Origin of the sequence: Lysobacter sp. Root76 (assembly GCF_001428685.1) — a bacterium.
Classification (GTDB): domain Bacteria; phylum Pseudomonadota; class Gammaproteobacteria; order Xanthomonadales; family Xanthomonadaceae; genus Lysobacter.
The window spans coordinates 141,230-158,410 of record NZ_LMIK01000006.1; the positions used below are offsets into that span (position 1 = coordinate 141,230).

Genomic DNA, 17,181 nt, shown 5'->3' on the forward strand with positions numbered 1-17,181 from the left:
GGCGTGTCGCCCCTACGGCTTGCCTGCCGGGGGATCCAGGCGCAACAACTCGCCGTTCTGCTCGTCCGTCAGCACATACACCTTGCCGTCCGCGCTCACGCGCACGTCGCGGATGCGCTTGCCCAGCTCGCCCAGCAGCCGTTCTTCCTTGACGATCTTGTCGCCGTCCAGGCTGAGGCGGATCAGATTTCCGTCGGCGAGCGCGCCCAGGAACAGGCTGTCGTTCCACGGCGAGCCGGGGTGGCCGGTGTAGAAGGCCATGCCCGACAGGCCCGGCGATTTTTCCCAGACGTGGTAAGGCGATTCCATGCCGGGCTTGTTTTTGCCTTCGGCTTCGGAAATCGGCAGACCGCTGTAATCGATGCCGTTGGTGATGATCGGCCAGCCGTAGTTCTTGCCGGCCTCGGGAAGGTTGATCTCGTCGCCGCCGCGCGGGCCGTGTTCGGCCTCCCAGATCTTGCCGCTGCGCGGGTCGGTCGCCAGCGACTGCATGTTGCGATGGCCGTAGCTCCAGATTTCGGCGCGCGCGTCGCTGCGGCCGGCATAGGGATTGTCGCTCGGCACGCTGCCGTCCAGGTTCAGGCGCACCAGCTTGCCCTGCAGCATCTTCAAGTCCTGCGAGGCCATGCGCTCCTGACGCTCGCCCTGGGTGATGAAGACATGCCCGTGTCCGTCGAAGGCGATGCGCGAACCGAAATGATTCGGCCCGACCAGCTTGGGCTGCTGGCGGTAGATCACGGCGACATCGCTCAGCCCCGATTCGCCCAGCGTGGCGGTAGCGACCGCGGTGCCGGCGCTGCCGTCGGGGCCGGGCTCGGCATAGCTGAGATAGATGCGTTTGCTGCTGGCGAAGTCCGGGGCCAGCACGACGTCGAGCAAGCCGCCCTGGCCCTTGGCCCAGACCTCGGGCAGGTTCGCCAGCGGCGCCGAGATCGCGCCGTCGGCGCCGATCCGGCGCAGCCGCCCGGGCCGTTCGCTGACCAGGAATCCGCCGTCGGGCAGCAGGGCCACGCTCCACGGATGTTCCAGGCCCTCGGCGATCCGGGTGAGCTGGACCGCACCGCGTTCGCTGGCGAGCTGCTGACCGCTTTGTTTGGCGGGTGCGGGCCGTGCGGCAGCCTCATCCTGGGCGGGCGTCTTGTCGCACGCGGCCAGGCTCAGCGCGAGCATGAGGACGAGAGGGAAGCGGTGGGGGCGGACTGGCATTGGGAGTCTCCTTAGCGGTAACCGGCAGCCTGCAATTCGAACAGTTCGGCGTAGCGCCCGCCTTGCGCGAGCAGCTCGGTATGCGTGCCGCTGGCCTCCAGGCGGCCTTCGGCGAGCACCAGGATACGGTCGGCCATGCGCACGCTGCTGAAGCGGTGCGAGATCAGCACCGCAGTGCGGTCGTCCGACAGTTCCTTGAAGCGCTGGAACACTTCGAATTCCGAACGCGCGTCCAGGGCCGCGGTCGGCTCGTCGAGGATCATGACCTGGGCGTCGCGCATGTAGGCGCGCGCGATCGCGATCTTCTGCCACTGCCCGCCGGAAAGATCGACGCCGGTCTTGAAGCGGCGCCCGATCTGCTGGTCGTAGCCTTGCGGCAGCGAGTCGATGACCTGGTCGGCGAGCGCGCGCCGGGCCGCGCTGCGGATCCGCTCCTGGTCGTGCATGGCGTCGATCTGGCCGACGCCGATGTTCTCGCCGGCGGTGAGGTGATAGCGCACGAAGTCCTGGAAGATCACCCCGATGTTGGCGCGCAGCTGATCCAGGTCGTACTCGCGCAGGTCGTGGCCGTCGAGTAGGATGCGGCCCTCGTCGGGGTCGTACAGGCGCGCCAGCAGTTTGACCAGGGTGGTCTTGCCGGCGCCGTTCTCGCCGACCAGGGCCAGCACTTCGCCGGCGTGCAGTTCGAAGTTCAGCCCGCGCAGCGCCCAGCGCTCGGCATCGGGATAGCGGAAGCCGACGTTCTCGAACACGAAGCCGCTGGCGATCGGCCTCGGCACCGGGCGCGGATTCGCCGGCGACACGATCTCTGGTTCGATCTCGAAGAACGAGAACAGATCGTCCAGGTACAGCGCCTGGCCGGCGACCTGCGAGAAGCCGACCAGCAAGCCTTCGAGCAACTGGCGCAGGCGCCGGAAGCTGCCGGCCAGGAAGGTCAGGTCGCCGATACTGAAATCGCCCTTGACCGTGCGCCAGGCAATGTAGGCGTAGGCGACGTAGTAGCCCAGCGTGCCCAGCGCCGCGAGCAGGGTGCCCCAGACCGCGCGCCGCCGCGCCAGCGAACGGTTGGCCTTGAAGAACTTGTCCGCGAGTTCGCGGTATTTGGCGATGAGATAACGGTGGAGGTTGAAGATCTTCACCTCCTTGGCGGTCTCGACGCTGGCGCCCATCTGGCGCACGTACTCGAGCTGGCGGCGCTCGGGCGTCCAGGCGAAGTTGAGCGAGTAGCCCAGGGCATTGAAATGCGCTTCGCCGACGAAGGCGGGTATCAGCGCCACCGCCAGCAGCAGGATCAGCCACGGCGCGTAGACCAGCAGGCCGACCGCGAAGCTGATCACCGTGATCGCGTCCTGGACCTGGCCGAACAACTGGCTCATCAGGTTCATGCGGCCCATGGTCTGGCGCCGCGCGCGGTCGAGCTTGTCCTGCAGGTCCGGGTCTTCGAAGTCTTCCAGGTCCAGGGTCGCCGCATGCTCCATCAGGCGCACGCTGGTGGCGTTGGTGAACAGTTCCGACAGCAGCGAATCGCCGTAGCTGACCATGCGCCCGAGCAGATCGGAGCCGATCGCCAGGCCGAACTCCAAGGCCAGCAGGCCGAGCAGGGTGGTGAGCTGGCCGCCGCTCAGCGCCGCGCCCACCGATTCGAAGGCGACGCCGGCCGCGACCAGCCGCACCGCTTCGTCGATGATCAGCTTGCCCACGTACAGGGTCGCGATCGGCAGGAACGCGCGGATCAGGCGCAGACCCAGGGTGAGCAGGGTCAGGCTCGGGCTGGTGCTCCAGATCTGGCGCAGGAACGGCGGCAGATTGCGCAGCGCGTCGAAGCGTTCGCGCAGACTCGGCTTGCCTCCGGAACGGTCGGTCCTGGGACCGGACGAGGGCGGGACGGCTTCGGCGGGGGAGGACATGCTCGGATTGTGCCTGGGACCGGTTGGCGGATGGTGAAAGCAGGCTGGTGCGCGCAGGCGCTCAAAGCCGCAGGCCCAGCCAGATCACCGACTCGGTCGAGATCGCGACTACCGCATCGACCGCGCGGGTCAGCGGACCGTCCGCGCCGACGCGCTCGGCGGCGACATCGCGGTGTTCGAGTTCATCGCGGACGATCGAAGCCACGGCCGCATGCGCCTGCGGATCGGTGTCGATCAGATGCGCCAGCTGTTCCTGCAGATGACGGTTGACCACGGTTTCCACCGCGCGCGTGCAAGCCATCACCGCGCGCTCGCCGAGTACCGCCGTGCTCAGTCCGAGTGCGTAGCCGCCGATCCCGCACAGCAGGAAGCTGCGGCAGCGTCGAACGCCGCGTGCGGCGAGGAGATCGCCGAAGGTGGCCAGGTGGGTGCGCTCATGGCTCAGGAAGTCCTGCAACAGCGCCACGTACGGACGCCGCAGCAGGCGGCCGATCAGGATCTGGGCGCGGTAGATCTGGATCGCGCCGAACTCGCCGGCGTGGTCCACGCGCAGGTAGCGCATGGCCAGCGACAGGGGCCCAATCGCAGCGGGCAAGGCGGGGTCGAGGCTGTGCGTCATCGCGGCGGCATCGCGGCTGGGTGTCGAGCGCAGCATAGCCGTGTCGGTGTCGTCGGGTGCCAGCGCGAATGCGTCTGCGTGCTCGCTCGCTCGCGCCGCGATCAGGCCGCGGCGCGCCCCTGGCCGGACGCTAGCGCGATCGCCGTCAGCTGCCGCGCGACCTGCGCCGGCATCGACAGCATGGCCAGATGGCCGGCGTCGAGGTCGCGCACTTGCGGGGCTTGCAGCCGCGCGATCATCGCGTCCTGGCGCGACGGCGCCAGGCTGCGGTCGCGCAGCAGGCGCAGATAGGTCGAAGGCACGCGCACCGGCGGTGCGTGACAGGGCGTCAGGTAGAGCCCCGGGAATTCGGCGGCATAGCGCGACACCACCTGCATGGCCGTCGCATCGTCGAGATCGTCGCACAGCTCCCGGCGGATCATTGCGGGCCCCGGCTTGAGTCCTTTGCGATTGAAGCGGAACAGCAGCCGCAGCAGCATGCGTTCGACCGGGCCCAGCGCGTCCACGAACGCGCCGCCCGAGGGCGGCACCACCGCCGACAGATAGACGCAATGCCGCAGTCGCGCACCCAGGCGCGCCGCGAGTTCCGGCATCAGCACACCGGCGAGCGAGTGGGCGACGATCACCACCTCGTCGATACCGCGGCGGTCGAGTTCGGCGATCAATTCCTGCGCGCACTGCTCGGGCGTCGCGCCGGGGTGCCGGCAGGGGACATCCAGAGCGAGCGCCGGCGTGGCCATGCGCTCGATCACGCAGGCCCAGACCCAGGCGCCGACGCCGGCGCCGTGCAGCAGGACGGTGGTGGGATACGGCATGCGGCTGTTCCTATACGGTCGTGGGCGTTGCGACACGCTAAGCCCGGGCGCTGACAGCTTCTGTCAGCAGCGCCGCCGCATCGGCTGCGGCGGCTGAGGTTCCGAACGCGGAAGCGTGGTGCAGCGAGCTGTGCCGCGTCTGCGGTCGCTCAGGCCCATAGCCGCAGCGGCCACAGGCCCCGGACGGCCAGCACCGGCGTCCATTGCGGCCGCGCCAGCATCGCCACCGGACCTCGGGCAGGGCACGCGCCCATTCCGGCCCAGGATCAAGGGCTTATGCGCCGCGATTCGCCGCCTTCCAGGCCTGCGCGCGGCCGCGCTGCGCACGACGGGTAGAATGGGGATCCCCACCGCCAGCCCGCAGCCCGCCGTGACCGCCAGCCCGTCTCCTGCCGCCTCCAGCGGCCCGGTCGTCATCCGCCAGGACGACCTGATCCAATCCATCGCCGATGGCCTGCAATACATCAGCTACTACCACCCGGTCGACTACATCAAGAACCTCGCCGCCGCCTACGAGCGCGAGGAAAGCGTCGCGGCCAAGGACGCGATCGCGCAGATCCTGATCAACTCGCGCATGTGCGCCGAAGGTCATCGGCCGATCTGCCAGGACACCGGCATCGTCACCGTGTTCCTGGAAATCGGCATGGACGTGCGCTGGGACGGCGCGACCATGGGCGTGGAAGACATGGTCAACGAGGGCGTGCGCCGCGCCTACAACCACCCCGACAACAAGCTGCGCGCCAGCGTGCTCGCCGATCCGGCCGGCAAGCGCAGCAACACCAAGGACAACACGCCTGCCGTGGTCAACGTCAAGGTCGTGCCCGGCAACACGGTCGACGTGATCGTCGCGGCCAAGGGCGGCGGTTCCGAGGCCAAGTCGAAGTTCGCCATGCTCAACCCGTCCGACTCCATCGTCGACTGGGTCCTCAAGACCGTGCCGACCATGGGCGCGGGCTGGTGCCCGCCGGGCATGCTCGGCATCGGCATCGGCGGCACCGCCGAGAAAGCGATGCTGCTGGCCAAGGAATCGCTGATGGAGCCGATCGACATCACCGAACTGCAGGCGCGCGGCGCCAGTAATCGTGCCGAAGAGCTGCGTCTAGAGCTGTATGAAAAGGTCAACGCGCTCGGCATCGGCGCCCAGGGCCTGGGTGGCCTGACCACGGTGCTGGACATCAAGGTCAAGGATTACCCGACCCACGCCGCCAACCTGCCGGTGGCGATGATCCCGAACTGCGCGGCCACCCGGCATGCGCACTTCACCCTCGACGGCAGCGGCCCGGTGATGCTGGATCCGCCGTCGCTGGAAGACTGGCCGAAGCTGACCTACGACTCGTCCAAGGGCCGCCGCGTCGATCTGGACAGCGTCACCCCGGAAGAAGTCGCCAGCTGGAAGCCCGGCGAAGTGCTGCTGCTCAACGGCAAGCTGCTGACCGGCCGCGACGCCGCGCACAAGCGCATGGTCGACATGCTCAACAAGGGCGAGGCGCTGCCGGTCGATTTCAAGGGCCGCTTCATCTATTACGTCGGCCCGGTCGATCCGGTGCGCGACGAGGTCGTCGGTCCGGCCGGCCCGACCACCGCCACGCGTATGGACAAGTTCACCGAACAGGTGCTGGCGCAGACCGGCCTGCTCGGCATGGTCGGCAAGGCCGAGCGTGGCCCGGTCGCGATCGAGGCGATCAAGAAACACCGCTCGGTCTATCTGATGGCAGTCGGCGGCGCGGCCTACCTGGTGTCGAAGGCGATCAAGGCCTCGCGCGTGGTCGGTTTCGCCGACCTGGGCATGGAAGCGATCTACGAGTTCACCGTGCAGGACATGCCGGTGACGGTCGCGGTCGACAGCGCCGGCGAGTCGGTGCACAAGACCGGCCCCAAGGAATGGCAGGCGCGGATCGGCAAGATTCCGGTGGTGGTCGAACCGGCCTGATCGGTCGAATCGTCGGCATCGCAGCGCCCGGCCCAGCCCGGGCGTTGCGCTTCCTGGCCAACTGTCCGGCCTTCTGCTCCCACTATCCGGCGGTCTTCTGTGGGAGCGGCGTGAGCCGCGATCGCGCAACCGCATATCCGACGAACGCTTCGCCACCCCGATCATCGTCCCGACAGCCGGATCGCGCCGCACTTCGCAGCCCCGCGGTCGCGGCCTACGCCGCTCCCACAGCAAGCAGCCGGCGCTACAGCTGCCGCGCCAGCTCCGCCAGCATGTCCTGCGTGTCCGCATTGGCCAGATACTCCTTGGCCATGAACTCCAGCGCGATCAGGTTGGTCGAGCTGGTGTCGTCCAGGTCGTCCAGGCCGATGTGCAGGTGTTCCTGCATGCGGAAGTAGCCGTCGCCGACCAGTTGCCGGGCGATGTAGTCGACCGAGTCGGTGTTGCCGTCGAACAGCACGTCGATGATCGGCACCGCCCATTCCAAGGCGCCCCATTCGCGCGCGGCGGCCAGCGAGATGCTGCGCGTGCGCTCGCCGGTGCCGACCGACAGCACCACCAGGTCGCGGCTGTTGTCGACCTGGGCGTCCTTGCGCAGAGCCTCGGCGATCGCGCAGGCGGTGGGATTGTTGGCGACCACGCCGCCGTCGATCAGCGCGCAGTCCCGGCCTTCGACCTTCATCGCATGCGCCGGGAAATAGGTCGGCGCCGCCGACGAGGCGCGGCAGACCTCCCACAGCGGCAGCTCGCGGTGTTCGGGCTTGAAGCTCTTGAACATCACCGGCGCGCGCGACACGGTGTCGTAGGCGGTGATCAGCAGCGGCGCCTGGACCTCGCCCAGGGTGGTCTTGCCGAAGACCTGCTTCAGCACTTTCTCCAAGCCCTTGGCGTCGTACTTGGGCGCCGACGGGCCGGCAGTCAGCAGGCGGCCGCTGCGCGACCACAGGCGTTCGGCCATGCCAGGGAAAATGGTATAGCGGCGATCGCGGTAGAGATCGGCGAGCTTGGCCGGGGCCAGCCCGATCGCCAAACCCGCGGCGACGATGGCGCCGGTGGAGCTGCCGGCGAGCAGATCGAAGCCTTTCAGCAGGCCGGGCTTGCCGGCCTGGCTCAGGGCGTCCTCGACGCCGGTCAGCCACAGGCAGCTGACCAGGCCGCGGATGCCGCCGCCGTCCAGCGACAGGATGCGGCGCATTTTCATGGCGGAACTCGCACTTACGTGGGGTAGGGCGAGCCTAACCCGGCGCGGTCGCGCCGGTTGCGAACCGCGTCGCCGCGCGATCGCGGTTTCGTGCGCTCAGTACCACTCCAGCAAGGAAACGCCCAGGCCGATGTAGGTGGCCTTGTGGTTGTAGTCGATCAGGCTTTCGCCGTAGCCGTCGAACACCTGCAGGTGGCCGCGCAGCGAGTTGTGGATCGGGAAGCCCCAATCGAACTGGACCGCGCCGTGCGAGCGGTCGCCGCCGCGCAGCGAGTGCCGCGCCATCAGGCTGAACTCGTGGCCGCCGCGGCGGTGGACCACGGTCAGGTCGCCGCGGCCGATGTAGTCCTCGATGTCCGGATTATCGTCGTCGTTGCCGTCGGAGATGCGCCACCACGGCCGCAGCGTCAGCGCCCAGTCCTCGCGGTCCAGGCCGATGTTGGCGACCACCCGGTTCCAGCTGCGCGAGAACGGGTCGGCGCGCCCGTTGGACTGGTGGTTGAGCCCGATCGCGGCCATGCGCCCGCGCCAGCCGCCGATGCGGTAGTTATTGCGGAACACCAGCAGCACTTCCGGCTCGTAGTTGGTCTCGCGGAACGGGCGCGAATCGTCGCCGTTGTAGACCTGCCAGCGCGAGCTCTGGGTGTAGCCCATCCAGATATCGCCGTTGTCGCCGAACAGGTTCTCCACCGCCTTGGTCTTGAAACTGAGCTGGAACTTGGCTTCGACGCTGGTCAGCGACTGCGGGTCGGTGACCTGGTTGCGCGGGTTCGGCGAGTACGGCAGTTCGTTGGTGTCGTTGGTCCAGAACGCCGGCAGCAGATACACGGGCTTGTAGGCGCGGAAGTTGAACACGCCGAGTTTGGAATCCTTGGCCAGTTCCCAGCGGCTGTCGAGCAGGCCGCCCTTGCCGGCGTTGGCGATGGCGCTGTCCAGCGGCGCCTCGTTCGGGTACAGGTCGCCAGTGATGCGGCGCGCGCGTTCGGGCACGGTGTCGGCCGGCGGTGGCGCCCGGCCCTCGATCTGGTCGGCCAGTTCCAGGTTGCGCTGGATCGCCCTGGCCTCCTTGGCCGCCACGTCGGCGGCGCGGGTGTCCGCGGCGCGTCGGTTCAGGGCTTTGTCGTAGCAGGCCAGGCGGTCGGCATCGACGGCGATCGCGGTGCAGGCCTCGGGCGTGGCCGGAGCCGGCACCTGCTGCGCCAGCGCCGACACAGGCATCGCCAGGGCCAGCGCCAGCGGGTGCAGGCAGGGACGGAGCCTGGCGGCGCGGTTCGCGTCTGCAATCATTTGTTTATATCCATAATCGAAACGGTAACTCCGACAGTGTGTCCGCGGGCCGCCGGGGTTACCACCTTGAATGCGATTCGCCTTCAGCGCGGCTTCCGAAACAGGGAATGCGCCGCGCCGGTTCCGTCACAGAATCCAGGCCGCCACGAACAGCGCCACCATCGCGAACGCGAGCCCGAGTTTCAGTACCGTGCCGACCAGGATGCCGACCCAGGTGCCGACGCCGACCTTGGTCGCGTGGGCCAGCTGACGGCTGTGAATCAGTTCGCCGCCGAGCGCGCCGACGAAGGGGCCGGCGAACAGGCCGATCGGGCCGAAGAACAATCCGGCGAAGGTGCCGATCACGGCCCCGGCCAGGGCCAGCTTGCTGGCGCCGACGCGCTTGGCGCCCATCGCCGTGGCCAGGAAATCCACCCCCATCGACACCACCGTCAACACCGCCAGTACGGTCAGGGTGATCCAGCCGACTTGTTCGAATCCCCCGGCCCATGCGGCCAGCAACATGCCGGCGAAAACCAGCGGCAAACCCGGCAGCGCCGGCAGCACCGTGCCGGCGATTCCGACCAGGATCAGCAGCCCGGCCAGCACGTAATAAACAGTCGTGAAATCCATCCATAACCCCCGTCCGGACAGGCTGTCCGGGCTGTTTGCATTTTGCCCCATGGCGGGGTAAGTTGCGGGCGCTGTGTTTGCCAAGGGTCACCGTGAATCGTGGCCCGATGCGGTTGATCCTCGATCCGCTACATCGTTGCACCTCGCTTCCTCCTTGCAACCAGCACGCAGCGCGAGCTGCGTTAAACAAACCAACGTTTCAAGGAGCAGGTAAAAATGTCGAACCGTGAATTCGGTACCGTCAAGTGGTTCAACGATGCCAAGGGCTTCGGCTTCATCAGCCGCGAGAACGGCGAGGACGTGTTCGTGCACTTCCGCGCGATCCAGTCCCAGGGCTTCAAGAGCCTGAAGGAAGGCCAGAAGGTCTCCTTCACCGTCGTGCAGGGCCAGAAGGGTCTGCAGGCCGACGCCGTCGAGCCGCTGTAAGGCAACACCCCATCCAAGCGCGGCCGCGAGGCTGCGCTCAGGACCTGAAAAGCCCGGCGCGAGCCGGGCTTTTCTTTTTCCGCGAATCATTCCCGGCGGTTATCTCGCGCTGAAAATCCCCGGCCCGTTTATGTTTCTGCGCCGCGGCCGTCCGACATAAACAAAGCGGCCCGCCGTAACGGGCCGCTTTACGCTGTCGCGATGCCGCTCAGTTCTGGAACGGGGTGTTCTCGGCGAAGTACTCGTGGTTATCGGCGTTATCCAGCGCGTTGGCCGGATTGCTGATCGCCAGATTCTTGGCGCCGCTCTGGCCGTAGACGTGATCGTCGGTGCCGGCGACCGCGTTGAAGTGGCTCATTTCGTGGATCAGGGTGCCGGCCTTGGAGTCGGTGCCGGTCAGCGGAGCGGTCCAGAACGACTTGCACACGTAGATCTGGTACGGCTGGTTCGGATACACGTAGGCGTAGTAGTTCTGGTTGCAGCCGCAGTTGATGGTGATCTGGCCGTTGTTCTGGTCCATCGCCGCATCGATCGAGACGAAGTGCTGGCGTGCGGTGCTGTAGCGCGACGAGGTGTAGGCGCCGAACCAGGTCGTATAGCGCGCGCCGACGGTACCGGCGTTGAGATAGCCCTTGGCGTTTTCGGAATAGCTGCGTGCCGAGTTCACGGCCTGGCCGGCGGTGGTGATGCGCGAGCTCGTGCAGCCGACGTAGTTGACGCCGTTGACCACCTGCAGCGGGCCGACCGGCTTGGCAGCGGCGCTGACGCGCTGGGCCGCGTCGAGCTTGGCGCCGCCGTCCACCCACAGCCGCAGCGGGGCGCTGCGTGCGCTCATCGGCAGGCCGTTGGCCTGGTTCAGCAGCTTGCGGTCGTCGGTGGAAGCGAATTGCAGCGGGGCGTTGTAGGTGACGGTGTAGTCGCCGGCCTGCGACAGGTCGTAGGCCGAGGCCAGGTCGACCACGGTACGGTAGGTTTCGCCCGGACGCAGGATCGCGAAGTCGGCCGCCTGCGGCGTGCCGCGCTTGATCATCGGGCCCTGGTATTCGACCTTGGCGCCGTCGACGCTGACTTCGAACAGGTTGGCGTCCAGCACTTCGGTGGGCAACTGCCACTTCGGCAGACGCACGGTGCGGCGGCTGGTGTTGGTCACGGCGATTTCGACCGTGCCCTGCAGCGCGCCCACGCTGGCGGCGCTGAGCGCGCCGGCGCCGCCGTCGAACGTGCTGATGCTCACGCGCAACGGGTTGGCCGGAGCGGCGGGGCCGGCGGCGGTGGCCGCGGCGATGGCGCCGGCCAGGACTGCGGTGCCGGAAACGACATGCAATAGCTTCATTCGACCGATCTCCTTGTCTTCGTGTAGGCGAGGTCCGCGGGGGCGGACCGACCGACACTAATCCTGTGCAAGTGCGGTTCGGGTGGCGATCGGGGGTTTGCGTGCCCCGCAAGCGTGACTGAGGTAGCAATGTGCGAAATCGCTGCCGAAATGCTGCCGCGCAGCATCGATGCGGCATCGGTATGGGGCCCGGGCAGGAGGTTCAGGCAGAAAAAAAGCGGCTCGCCGTAGCGAGCCGCTTTTCGACAGCGATCTTGCCGAGAGTCAGCGCACCCAGGCGCGGCCGTTGTAGACGCGGACGTAGCTGCCTTCGCGGATGCCGCCCAGGTCGTTCTGGGTCACCACCGTGGTACGGCCGTCGTCCATGCGTACGTAGACGTTGAAGCGGCCGTTGTCGACGCGGTTCTGGATCGCGTTGCCGGCGATCGCGCCGCCGACCGCGCCGGCGACCGCGGCGACGTTCTGGTTGCCCTTGCTGCCGCCGGTGTGGGACGAGATTTCATGGCCGGCGACCGCGCCGACGATGCCGCCGAGGACGGCGCCGGTCTTGCTGGGGGCGGAACCGCCGCCAGCCAATTGCTCGATCCGGGTCACGGTGCCGCAGTCGTAGCAGTTGGCCGGGGCGTTGCCGTAGTTCGGCTGCGAATTGCCGTAGCCGGACGAGTAGCCCGGCGAGGTGGCGCAACCGGCCAAGGCCAGGGTCGCGGCGGCTGCGATGCCGAGCAGGCGAAAATTCTGGGTGTTCATTACTAATCTCCTGCGGGTGGAGGGGCGAGTGGCGAAACCCGCCACGCGTGCTCCAACCTAGGCGGCGACGTGTGAACAGCCCATCAATCGGAACCCTGCCTCGCCGCCGCGTTCAGCCGGCGGCGGGCATTGGCACGCTGGGCTCAGCCCTTGAAGTCCTGATGGCAGTTTCCGCAGGCCTCGCCGATCTGCTCGGTCAAGGCGCCGACGCCGGCGCAGTTGAGCGGCGGGCTGGCCAGCGCCGCATCGAGGGTGCCGCGGAATTTGCTCGCGTGCTGGCCGAAACGGGCATCGTCCTTGAGGTCGGGGAAGGCCCATTCCAGATCGTCGGCGGTGGTGCGCAGCGCCTTCACGTGCGGCAGGGTGTCGGTCGCCGCGCAACGGTTCTCCGTGACCCGGTCCTTGAGCTGCTTGAGGTGCCACTGCTGCACGTGCATCACGCTGTCGGGAAAGGGATCCTGACGCGCCTGCCACGCCCTCATCAGCATCACCGTGCCGATCGCGCCCATGACCAGGCCGATCAGGAACAGGAACAAGTACTTCCTGCCGTTGCCCTTGCGCGGGGCAGCGACGGTGTTGGGCTGGGTATCGTTCATTGCCTGGCCTCCTCCAAGATGATCGAACCTTAACACGCAGCGTTGCGCGTTCCGCCAGGGCTAAATGGGGGCGTGCACGTACAATGTGCGCATGAGTGAAAACACTGTGGCTCCCGCGTGGCGGGAACGTTTCGCCGGCATTGACCGGCTCTACGGCAACGGCGCGGTCGCGCGCCTGTCCGCGCGCCGCGTGGCCGTGGTCGGCATGGGCGGAGTCGGATCGTGGGCGGTAGAGGCGCTGGCGCGCAGCGGCGTCGGCCACCTGACCCTGATCGACGCCGACGACCTGTGCCTGTCCAACACCAACCGCCAGTTGCCGGCAATGGACGGCCACTACGGCCGCGCCAAGGTCGAGGTCATGGCCGAGCGCTGCCGTGCGATCAATCCGGAAATCGGCCTGGATGCGGTGCAGAGCTTCCTGACCCCGTCCAACCTCGATGAACTGCTCGACCGTGGCTACGACCTGGTCCTGGACGCCTGCGACAGCTTCCGCAGCAAGGTCGAACTGATCGCCTGGTGCCGGCGCCGCAAGCTGCCGGTGATCGCGGTCGGCTCGGCCGGCGGCCGCACCGATCCGACCCTGGTGCGGGTGCGCGACCTGTCGCGCACCGAACACGACGCGATGCTGGCGCTGATCCGCAAGAAGCTGCGCAGCGAGTTCAACTTCCCCAAGAACCCGGACCGCTACTTCGGCGTCAGCGCGATCTACTCGCTGGAGAACGTCAAATACCCGCAAGCCGACGGCACCGTCTGCGGCCTGCGGCCCAAGCTCGACGCCGATGCCGCGCTGAAGCTGGACTGCGGCGCCGGCCTGGGTGCGGCCACCCACATCACCGGCGCGTTCGCGTTCGCGGCGGTGGGGAAGGGCCTGGAGATCCTGCTGAAGCCGAAGGCCGAAGCGGCCTGAGCGCCTTTTTGGGGTAGGAGCGGCGTAAGCCGCGACCGCGCGGCCGTCTACACCGACGTCGCCACGGCGATGCGGGATTGTCGGCGCTTGCACCGTTGTCGTTCTGTCGCGGTCGCGGCTTACGCCGCTCCTACCCCAAAGCTACGGCGGCAATCGAAACAACCGCTCCGCGTTCGCGCTGGTCGCGGCCGCGAGCGCGTCGGGGGCGATGCCGCGCAGCGCCGCGATCGTGTCGCATACCGCGCTCAGCCGCGCCGGTTCGTTGCGCTGGCCGCGGATGCCGGCGTCGGGCTGGTCGGGCGCGTCGGTTTCCAGCAGTAGATACTCGATCGGCATGCTCGCGGCCAGCCCGCGCAACCGGTTCGCGCGTTCGTAGGTGACCGGGCCGCCCAGGCCCAGCAGGAACCCGGCCTTCCACAGCTGCCGCGCCTGTTCCTCGCTGCCCGAATAGCTGTGGACGACGCCGCGCAGCCGGCCGGTGCGGCGGATCGCCGCGATCACCGCGTCCACCGCGCGCCGCGCATGCACGATCACCGGCAGATCGAAATCGCGCGCCAGGCGCAGCTGGCCCTCGAAATAGAGCGACTGCGCTTCCGGGTCCAGGCCTTCGACGAAATAGTCCAGGCCGCATTCGCCGACCGCTAGCGGACGTTCGCGCTCGATCCAGTCGCCGAGCTCGCGCAGGTGCTCGGGCCGGTGCGAGCTCAGATACATCGGGTGCAGGCCGTAGGCCGGATGCAGGCCCTGGTCCTGCGCGCAGACCTCGCGCAGCTTGGGCCAGCTCGCCGCTTCGACGGCAGGGACCACCTGCCGCATCACGCCCGCGGCCTGCGCGCGCGCGATCACCGCCGCGCGATCCTGGTCGAACTCGGGCGCGTCCAGGTGGCTGTGGCTGTCGACCAGCGTGGCCACGATTCAGCGGGCGGGCGGCGCCGGCGGCTCCAGCGGCACGTCCTTGCGCTTCTTCCAGTTGGCCAGCAGCAAGGTGCCCAGGCCGAGCAGCAACTCGTCCGCGAAGGGCACGAAGTCCGGTATCACCAGGTCCAGTCCGAACAGGACCGCGGTGAGCATGAACAGCCGCGGATAACTCAGGCGTCCGAGGAAGCCCATCAGGGGAGCAAGCAGGGGGTTGGCCATGTCGATACCGGGTTGTGACGCGCGTTGCAAACACGCTAACACGTCGTCGCGGCGGGTTCATGCGGGGGACAGATTTGCCGATTTCAATAGGTACTTGTTCAGGTTTCGAGTGTTGCAATGGCGCCGTCCACACCCGCGGACCACCGTCCGCGCCATCAGTTCCACAGAACCCGTGCCACCGCAGGAGGCTCACGATGAATAAGAACATGTTGGCTGTAGCGCTCGCTTCGCTGCTCGTAGGCGGCGTCGCCGTCGCCGCGTTCCAGAGCTTCCGTGGCAACGGCGCTGCCCCGGCCACTTCCCTGACCAATCCGGATGGCAGCGCCATGGCCACTCCGGAAGGCGATATCGCCCCCAACGGCGCGATCGCGACCACCGCCAAGCCGGAGGTCGATTACGCCGACGTGATCAACGTCAAGCCGATCAACGAGAAGCAGGCGCTGTACGCGACCGTGCTCGGCACCGACCCGGTGCGCGAGACCAGCACCAGCTCGACCCCGCGCGAAGTCTGCGAGGACGTGGTCGTGCAGGAACGCCTGCCCGAGCGCGACGGCAACATCGGCGGTACGGTCGCCGGCGCCTTGATCGGCGGCCTCGTCGGCAACCAGGTCGGCGGCGGCAACGGCAAGAAGGCCGCGACCGTGGCCGGCGCCGCCGCCGGCGGCTACATCGGCAACCGCGTCGACCGCAACCACGTCGGCGGCCGGGTCGTGAACCGCACCGAGCGCCAGTGCCACACCGTCTCGGAGAGCTCGCAGTCCACGCGCGTGATCGCCTACAACGTGACCTACCGCAACCCGGACGGCACCACCGGCACCATGCGCACCGACAGCAAGCCGGGCAAGCGCATTTCGCTGGGCAACGAGGACAAGGTGGTCGGCTACGACGTGACCTACCGCTACCAGGGCCAGAACCAGACCGTGCGCATGGACGAGCGGCCGGGCCAGAAGCTGCCGGTCATCGACGGCCAGGTCGTGACCCAGACCGCCTCGGCGGACAGCGGCAACGAACACGGCTGAGTCGTGCGCAGGCACGGCCTGCGACCCTCCGCCGAACGACGACGGGGCCGGTTATCCGGCCCCGTTTTCGTTGATGCGGCCAGGCCGGCCTCGCGCGAGGACGGCCTGATAACGCTTACAGCGGCCCGGTCGCGCGCAAACTTCGGCCTTACCCGGACCGGGCGCGGCCATTACAATGGCGTTCTTTTCGTTGATACGGTCCCCTGAGCGCGCCATGGCCCTGAATCCCTACGATCTGTATGACGTCCGTTCCCTGCTCAGCGAAGAGGAGCGCGCCGTACAGGACACCGTGGCCCGTTTCACCGACGAGCGCGTGATCCCGATCATCGGCGATGCCTTCGACCAGGGCCGCTTCCCCAAGGAGCTGGTCTCCGAGATTGCCGACCTCGGCCTGCTCGGTTCCTCGCTGCCCGAGCAGTACGGTTGCGCCGGCCTCAACGCGGTCAGCTACGGCCTGATCTGCCAGGAACTCGAGCGCGGCGACAGCGGCATCCGCAGCTTCGTCAGCGTGCAGTCCTCGCTGTGCATGTACCCGATCTACGCCTACGGCAGCGAAGAGCAGCGCCAGCGCTGGCTGCCGGGCATGGCCCGCGGCGAGATCATCGGCTGCTTCGGCCTGACCGAGCCGCACGGCGGCTCCGATCCGGCCAACATGAAGACCAACGCCAAGAAGGACGGCGGCGACTGGGTCCTCAACGGCTCCAAGATGTGGATCACCAACGGCAACCTCGCCGACATCGCGATCGTCTGGGCGCAGACCGAGGACGGCATCCAGGGCTTCGTGGTCGAGAAGGGCATGCCCGGTTTCGCCGCCCAGGAAATCAAGCACAAGATGAGCCTGCGCGCGTCGGTGACCTCGTCGCTGTTCTTCGACAACGTGCGCGTGCCCGACGCCAACCGCCTGCCCAACGTGAAGGGTCTCAAGGGCCCGCTGGGCTGCCTGACCCAGGCCCGCTACGGCATTACCTGGGGTCCGATCGGCGCGGCCATCGCCTGCCTCGACGAAGCGCTGGGCTACACCAAGGAGCGCATCCTGTTCGACCGTCCGGTCGCGGCGACCCAGTCGGCGCAGATCAAGATGGCCGAGATGGCGCGCCGCATCACGCTGGCGCAGCTGCTCGTCGTCCAGCTCGGCCGTCTCAAGGACGCCGGCCAGATGCAGCCGACCCAGGTGTCGCTGGCGAAGTGGAACAACTGCCGCATGGCGATCGACATCGCGCGCGAATGCCGCGATCTGCTCGGCGGCGCCGGCATCACCACCGAACACGCGGCGATCCGCCACGCGCTGAACCTGGAATCGGTGATCACGTACGAAGGCACCGAGACGATCCACCAGCTGGTGGTCGGCCGCGAGCTGACCGGCATCAACGCGTTCTAAAAGGTTTTCCTTCTCCCGCCGCGCGGGAGAAGGTGGCCCGCAGGGCCGGATGAGGGCGCGC

The 17,181-nt window shown here is 67.9% G+C and carries 17 protein-coding genes; 5 read left to right on the forward strand and 12 right to left on the reverse strand.

Annotated elements, in window-relative coordinates:
- Positions 1-12 precede the first annotated feature (12 nt).
- The 4 genes from ASE10_RS12595 to ASE10_RS12610 all read right to left on the reverse strand — a co-directional run bounded on the left by ASE10_RS12595 (position 13) and on the right by ASE10_RS12610 (position 4,547).
- The gene (locus ASE10_RS12595) at positions 13-1,206 is read right to left on the reverse strand and encodes a PQQ-dependent sugar dehydrogenase (protein WP_200945862.1); all 1,194 of its coding nucleotides are present in this window, start codon (positions 1,204-1,206) and stop codon (positions 13-15) included.
- An 11-nt stretch (positions 1,207-1,217) separates the two neighbouring features.
- The gene (locus ASE10_RS12600; protein ID WP_055906237.1) at positions 1,218-3,113 is read right to left on the reverse strand and encodes an ABC transporter ATP-binding protein; all 1,896 of its coding nucleotides are present in this window, start codon (positions 3,111-3,113) and stop codon (positions 1,218-1,220) included.
- A 61-nt stretch (positions 3,114-3,174) separates the two neighbouring features.
- Positions 3,175-3,768, reverse strand: coding sequence for a demethoxyubiquinone hydroxylase family protein (locus ASE10_RS12605; RefSeq protein WP_055906240.1), 594 nt, complete (start codon positions 3,766-3,768; stop codon positions 3,175-3,177).
- A 65-nt stretch (positions 3,769-3,833) separates the two neighbouring features.
- Positions 3,834-4,547, reverse strand: a complete 714-nt coding sequence (locus tag ASE10_RS12610) for an alpha/beta hydrolase (RefSeq protein WP_055906243.1) — start codon at positions 4,545-4,547, stop codon at positions 3,834-3,836.
- A 337-nt stretch (positions 4,548-4,884) separates the two neighbouring features.
- Here ASE10_RS12610 and ASE10_RS12615 point away from each other — a divergent pair, with 337 nt between their 5' ends.
- The gene (locus ASE10_RS12615; RefSeq protein WP_235565861.1) at positions 4,885-6,477 is read left to right on the forward strand and encodes a fumarate hydratase; all 1,593 of its coding nucleotides are present in this window, start codon (positions 4,885-4,887) and stop codon (positions 6,475-6,477) included.
- Positions 6,478-6,721: 244 nt separating this feature from the next.
- Here the strand turns inward: ASE10_RS12615 and ASE10_RS12620 are convergent, their stop codons facing one another.
- The 3 genes from ASE10_RS12620 to ASE10_RS12630 form a co-directional block, all read right to left on the reverse strand.
- Positions 6,722-7,678, reverse strand: coding sequence for a patatin-like phospholipase family protein (locus ASE10_RS12620; RefSeq protein ID WP_055906246.1), 957 nt, complete (start codon positions 7,676-7,678; stop codon positions 6,722-6,724).
- Between the two features lie 96 nt (positions 7,679-7,774).
- Entirely contained in the window at positions 7,775-8,965 is a 1,191-nt protein-coding gene (locus ASE10_RS12625) for a phospholipase A (RefSeq protein WP_055906249.1), read from the reverse strand.
- A gap of 126 nt (positions 8,966-9,091) precedes the next feature.
- Positions 9,092-9,577, reverse strand: coding sequence for a DUF456 domain-containing protein (locus tag ASE10_RS12630; protein WP_055906252.1), 486 nt, complete (start codon positions 9,575-9,577; stop codon positions 9,092-9,094).
- Between the two features lie 216 nt (positions 9,578-9,793).
- Here ASE10_RS12630 and ASE10_RS12635 point away from each other — a divergent pair, with 216 nt between their 5' ends.
- Entirely contained in the window at positions 9,794-10,003 is a 210-nt protein-coding gene (locus ASE10_RS12635; protein ID WP_055906256.1) for a cold-shock protein, read from the forward strand.
- 208 nt (positions 10,004-10,211) lie between these two features.
- On the opposite strand, the gene ASE10_RS12640 is transcribed toward ASE10_RS12635, so the two are convergent.
- From ASE10_RS12640 to ASE10_RS12650, 3 genes are all read right to left on the reverse strand, one after another.
- Positions 10,212-11,336 carry a M35 family metallo-endopeptidase gene (locus ASE10_RS12640; RefSeq protein ID WP_056305339.1) on the reverse strand — a complete coding sequence of 375 codons (1,125 nt, stop codon included), beginning with the start codon at positions 11,334-11,336 and terminating at the stop codon, positions 10,212-10,214.
- Between the two features lie 264 nt (positions 11,337-11,600).
- The gene (locus ASE10_RS12645) at positions 11,601-12,083 is read right to left on the reverse strand and encodes a glycine zipper 2TM domain-containing protein (protein WP_055906262.1); all 483 of its coding nucleotides are present in this window, start codon (positions 12,081-12,083) and stop codon (positions 11,601-11,603) included.
- 143 nt (positions 12,084-12,226) lie between these two features.
- Positions 12,227-12,679 carry a hypothetical protein gene (locus ASE10_RS12650; protein WP_055906265.1) on the reverse strand — a complete coding sequence of 151 codons (453 nt, stop codon included), beginning with the start codon at positions 12,677-12,679 and terminating at the stop codon, positions 12,227-12,229.
- Positions 12,680-12,770: 91 nt separating this feature from the next.
- On the opposite strand from ASE10_RS12650, the gene ASE10_RS12655 reads away from it, so the two are divergent.
- Positions 12,771-13,586, forward strand: a complete 816-nt coding sequence (locus ASE10_RS12655) for a tRNA threonylcarbamoyladenosine dehydratase (RefSeq protein ID WP_055906268.1) — start codon at positions 12,771-12,773, stop codon at positions 13,584-13,586.
- Between the two features lie 141 nt (positions 13,587-13,727).
- Here the strand turns inward: ASE10_RS12655 and ASE10_RS12660 are convergent, their stop codons facing one another.
- Both ASE10_RS12660 and ASE10_RS12665 read right to left on the reverse strand, forming a co-directional pair.
- Complete coding sequence (locus ASE10_RS12660) at positions 13,728-14,498, reverse strand: TatD family hydrolase (protein ID WP_157480920.1); 771 nt, start codon at positions 14,496-14,498, stop codon at positions 13,728-13,730.
- Between the two features lie 3 nt (positions 14,499-14,501).
- Complete coding sequence (locus ASE10_RS12665; RefSeq protein WP_055906270.1) at positions 14,502-14,723, reverse strand: DUF6116 family protein; 222 nt, start codon at positions 14,721-14,723, stop codon at positions 14,502-14,504.
- A gap of 194 nt (positions 14,724-14,917) precedes the next feature.
- On the opposite strand from ASE10_RS12665, the gene ASE10_RS12670 reads away from it, so the two are divergent.
- Positions 14,918-15,742 (forward strand): glycine zipper 2TM domain-containing protein, encoded by an 825-nt coding sequence (locus tag ASE10_RS12670; RefSeq protein WP_055906274.1) that lies wholly within the window; start codon positions 14,918-14,920, stop codon positions 15,740-15,742.
- A 214-nt stretch (positions 15,743-15,956) separates the two neighbouring features.
- Complete coding sequence (locus ASE10_RS12675; protein ID WP_055906277.1) at positions 15,957-17,120, forward strand: acyl-CoA dehydrogenase family protein; 1,164 nt, start codon at positions 15,957-15,959, stop codon at positions 17,118-17,120.
- Positions 17,121-17,181 lie beyond the last annotated feature (61 nt).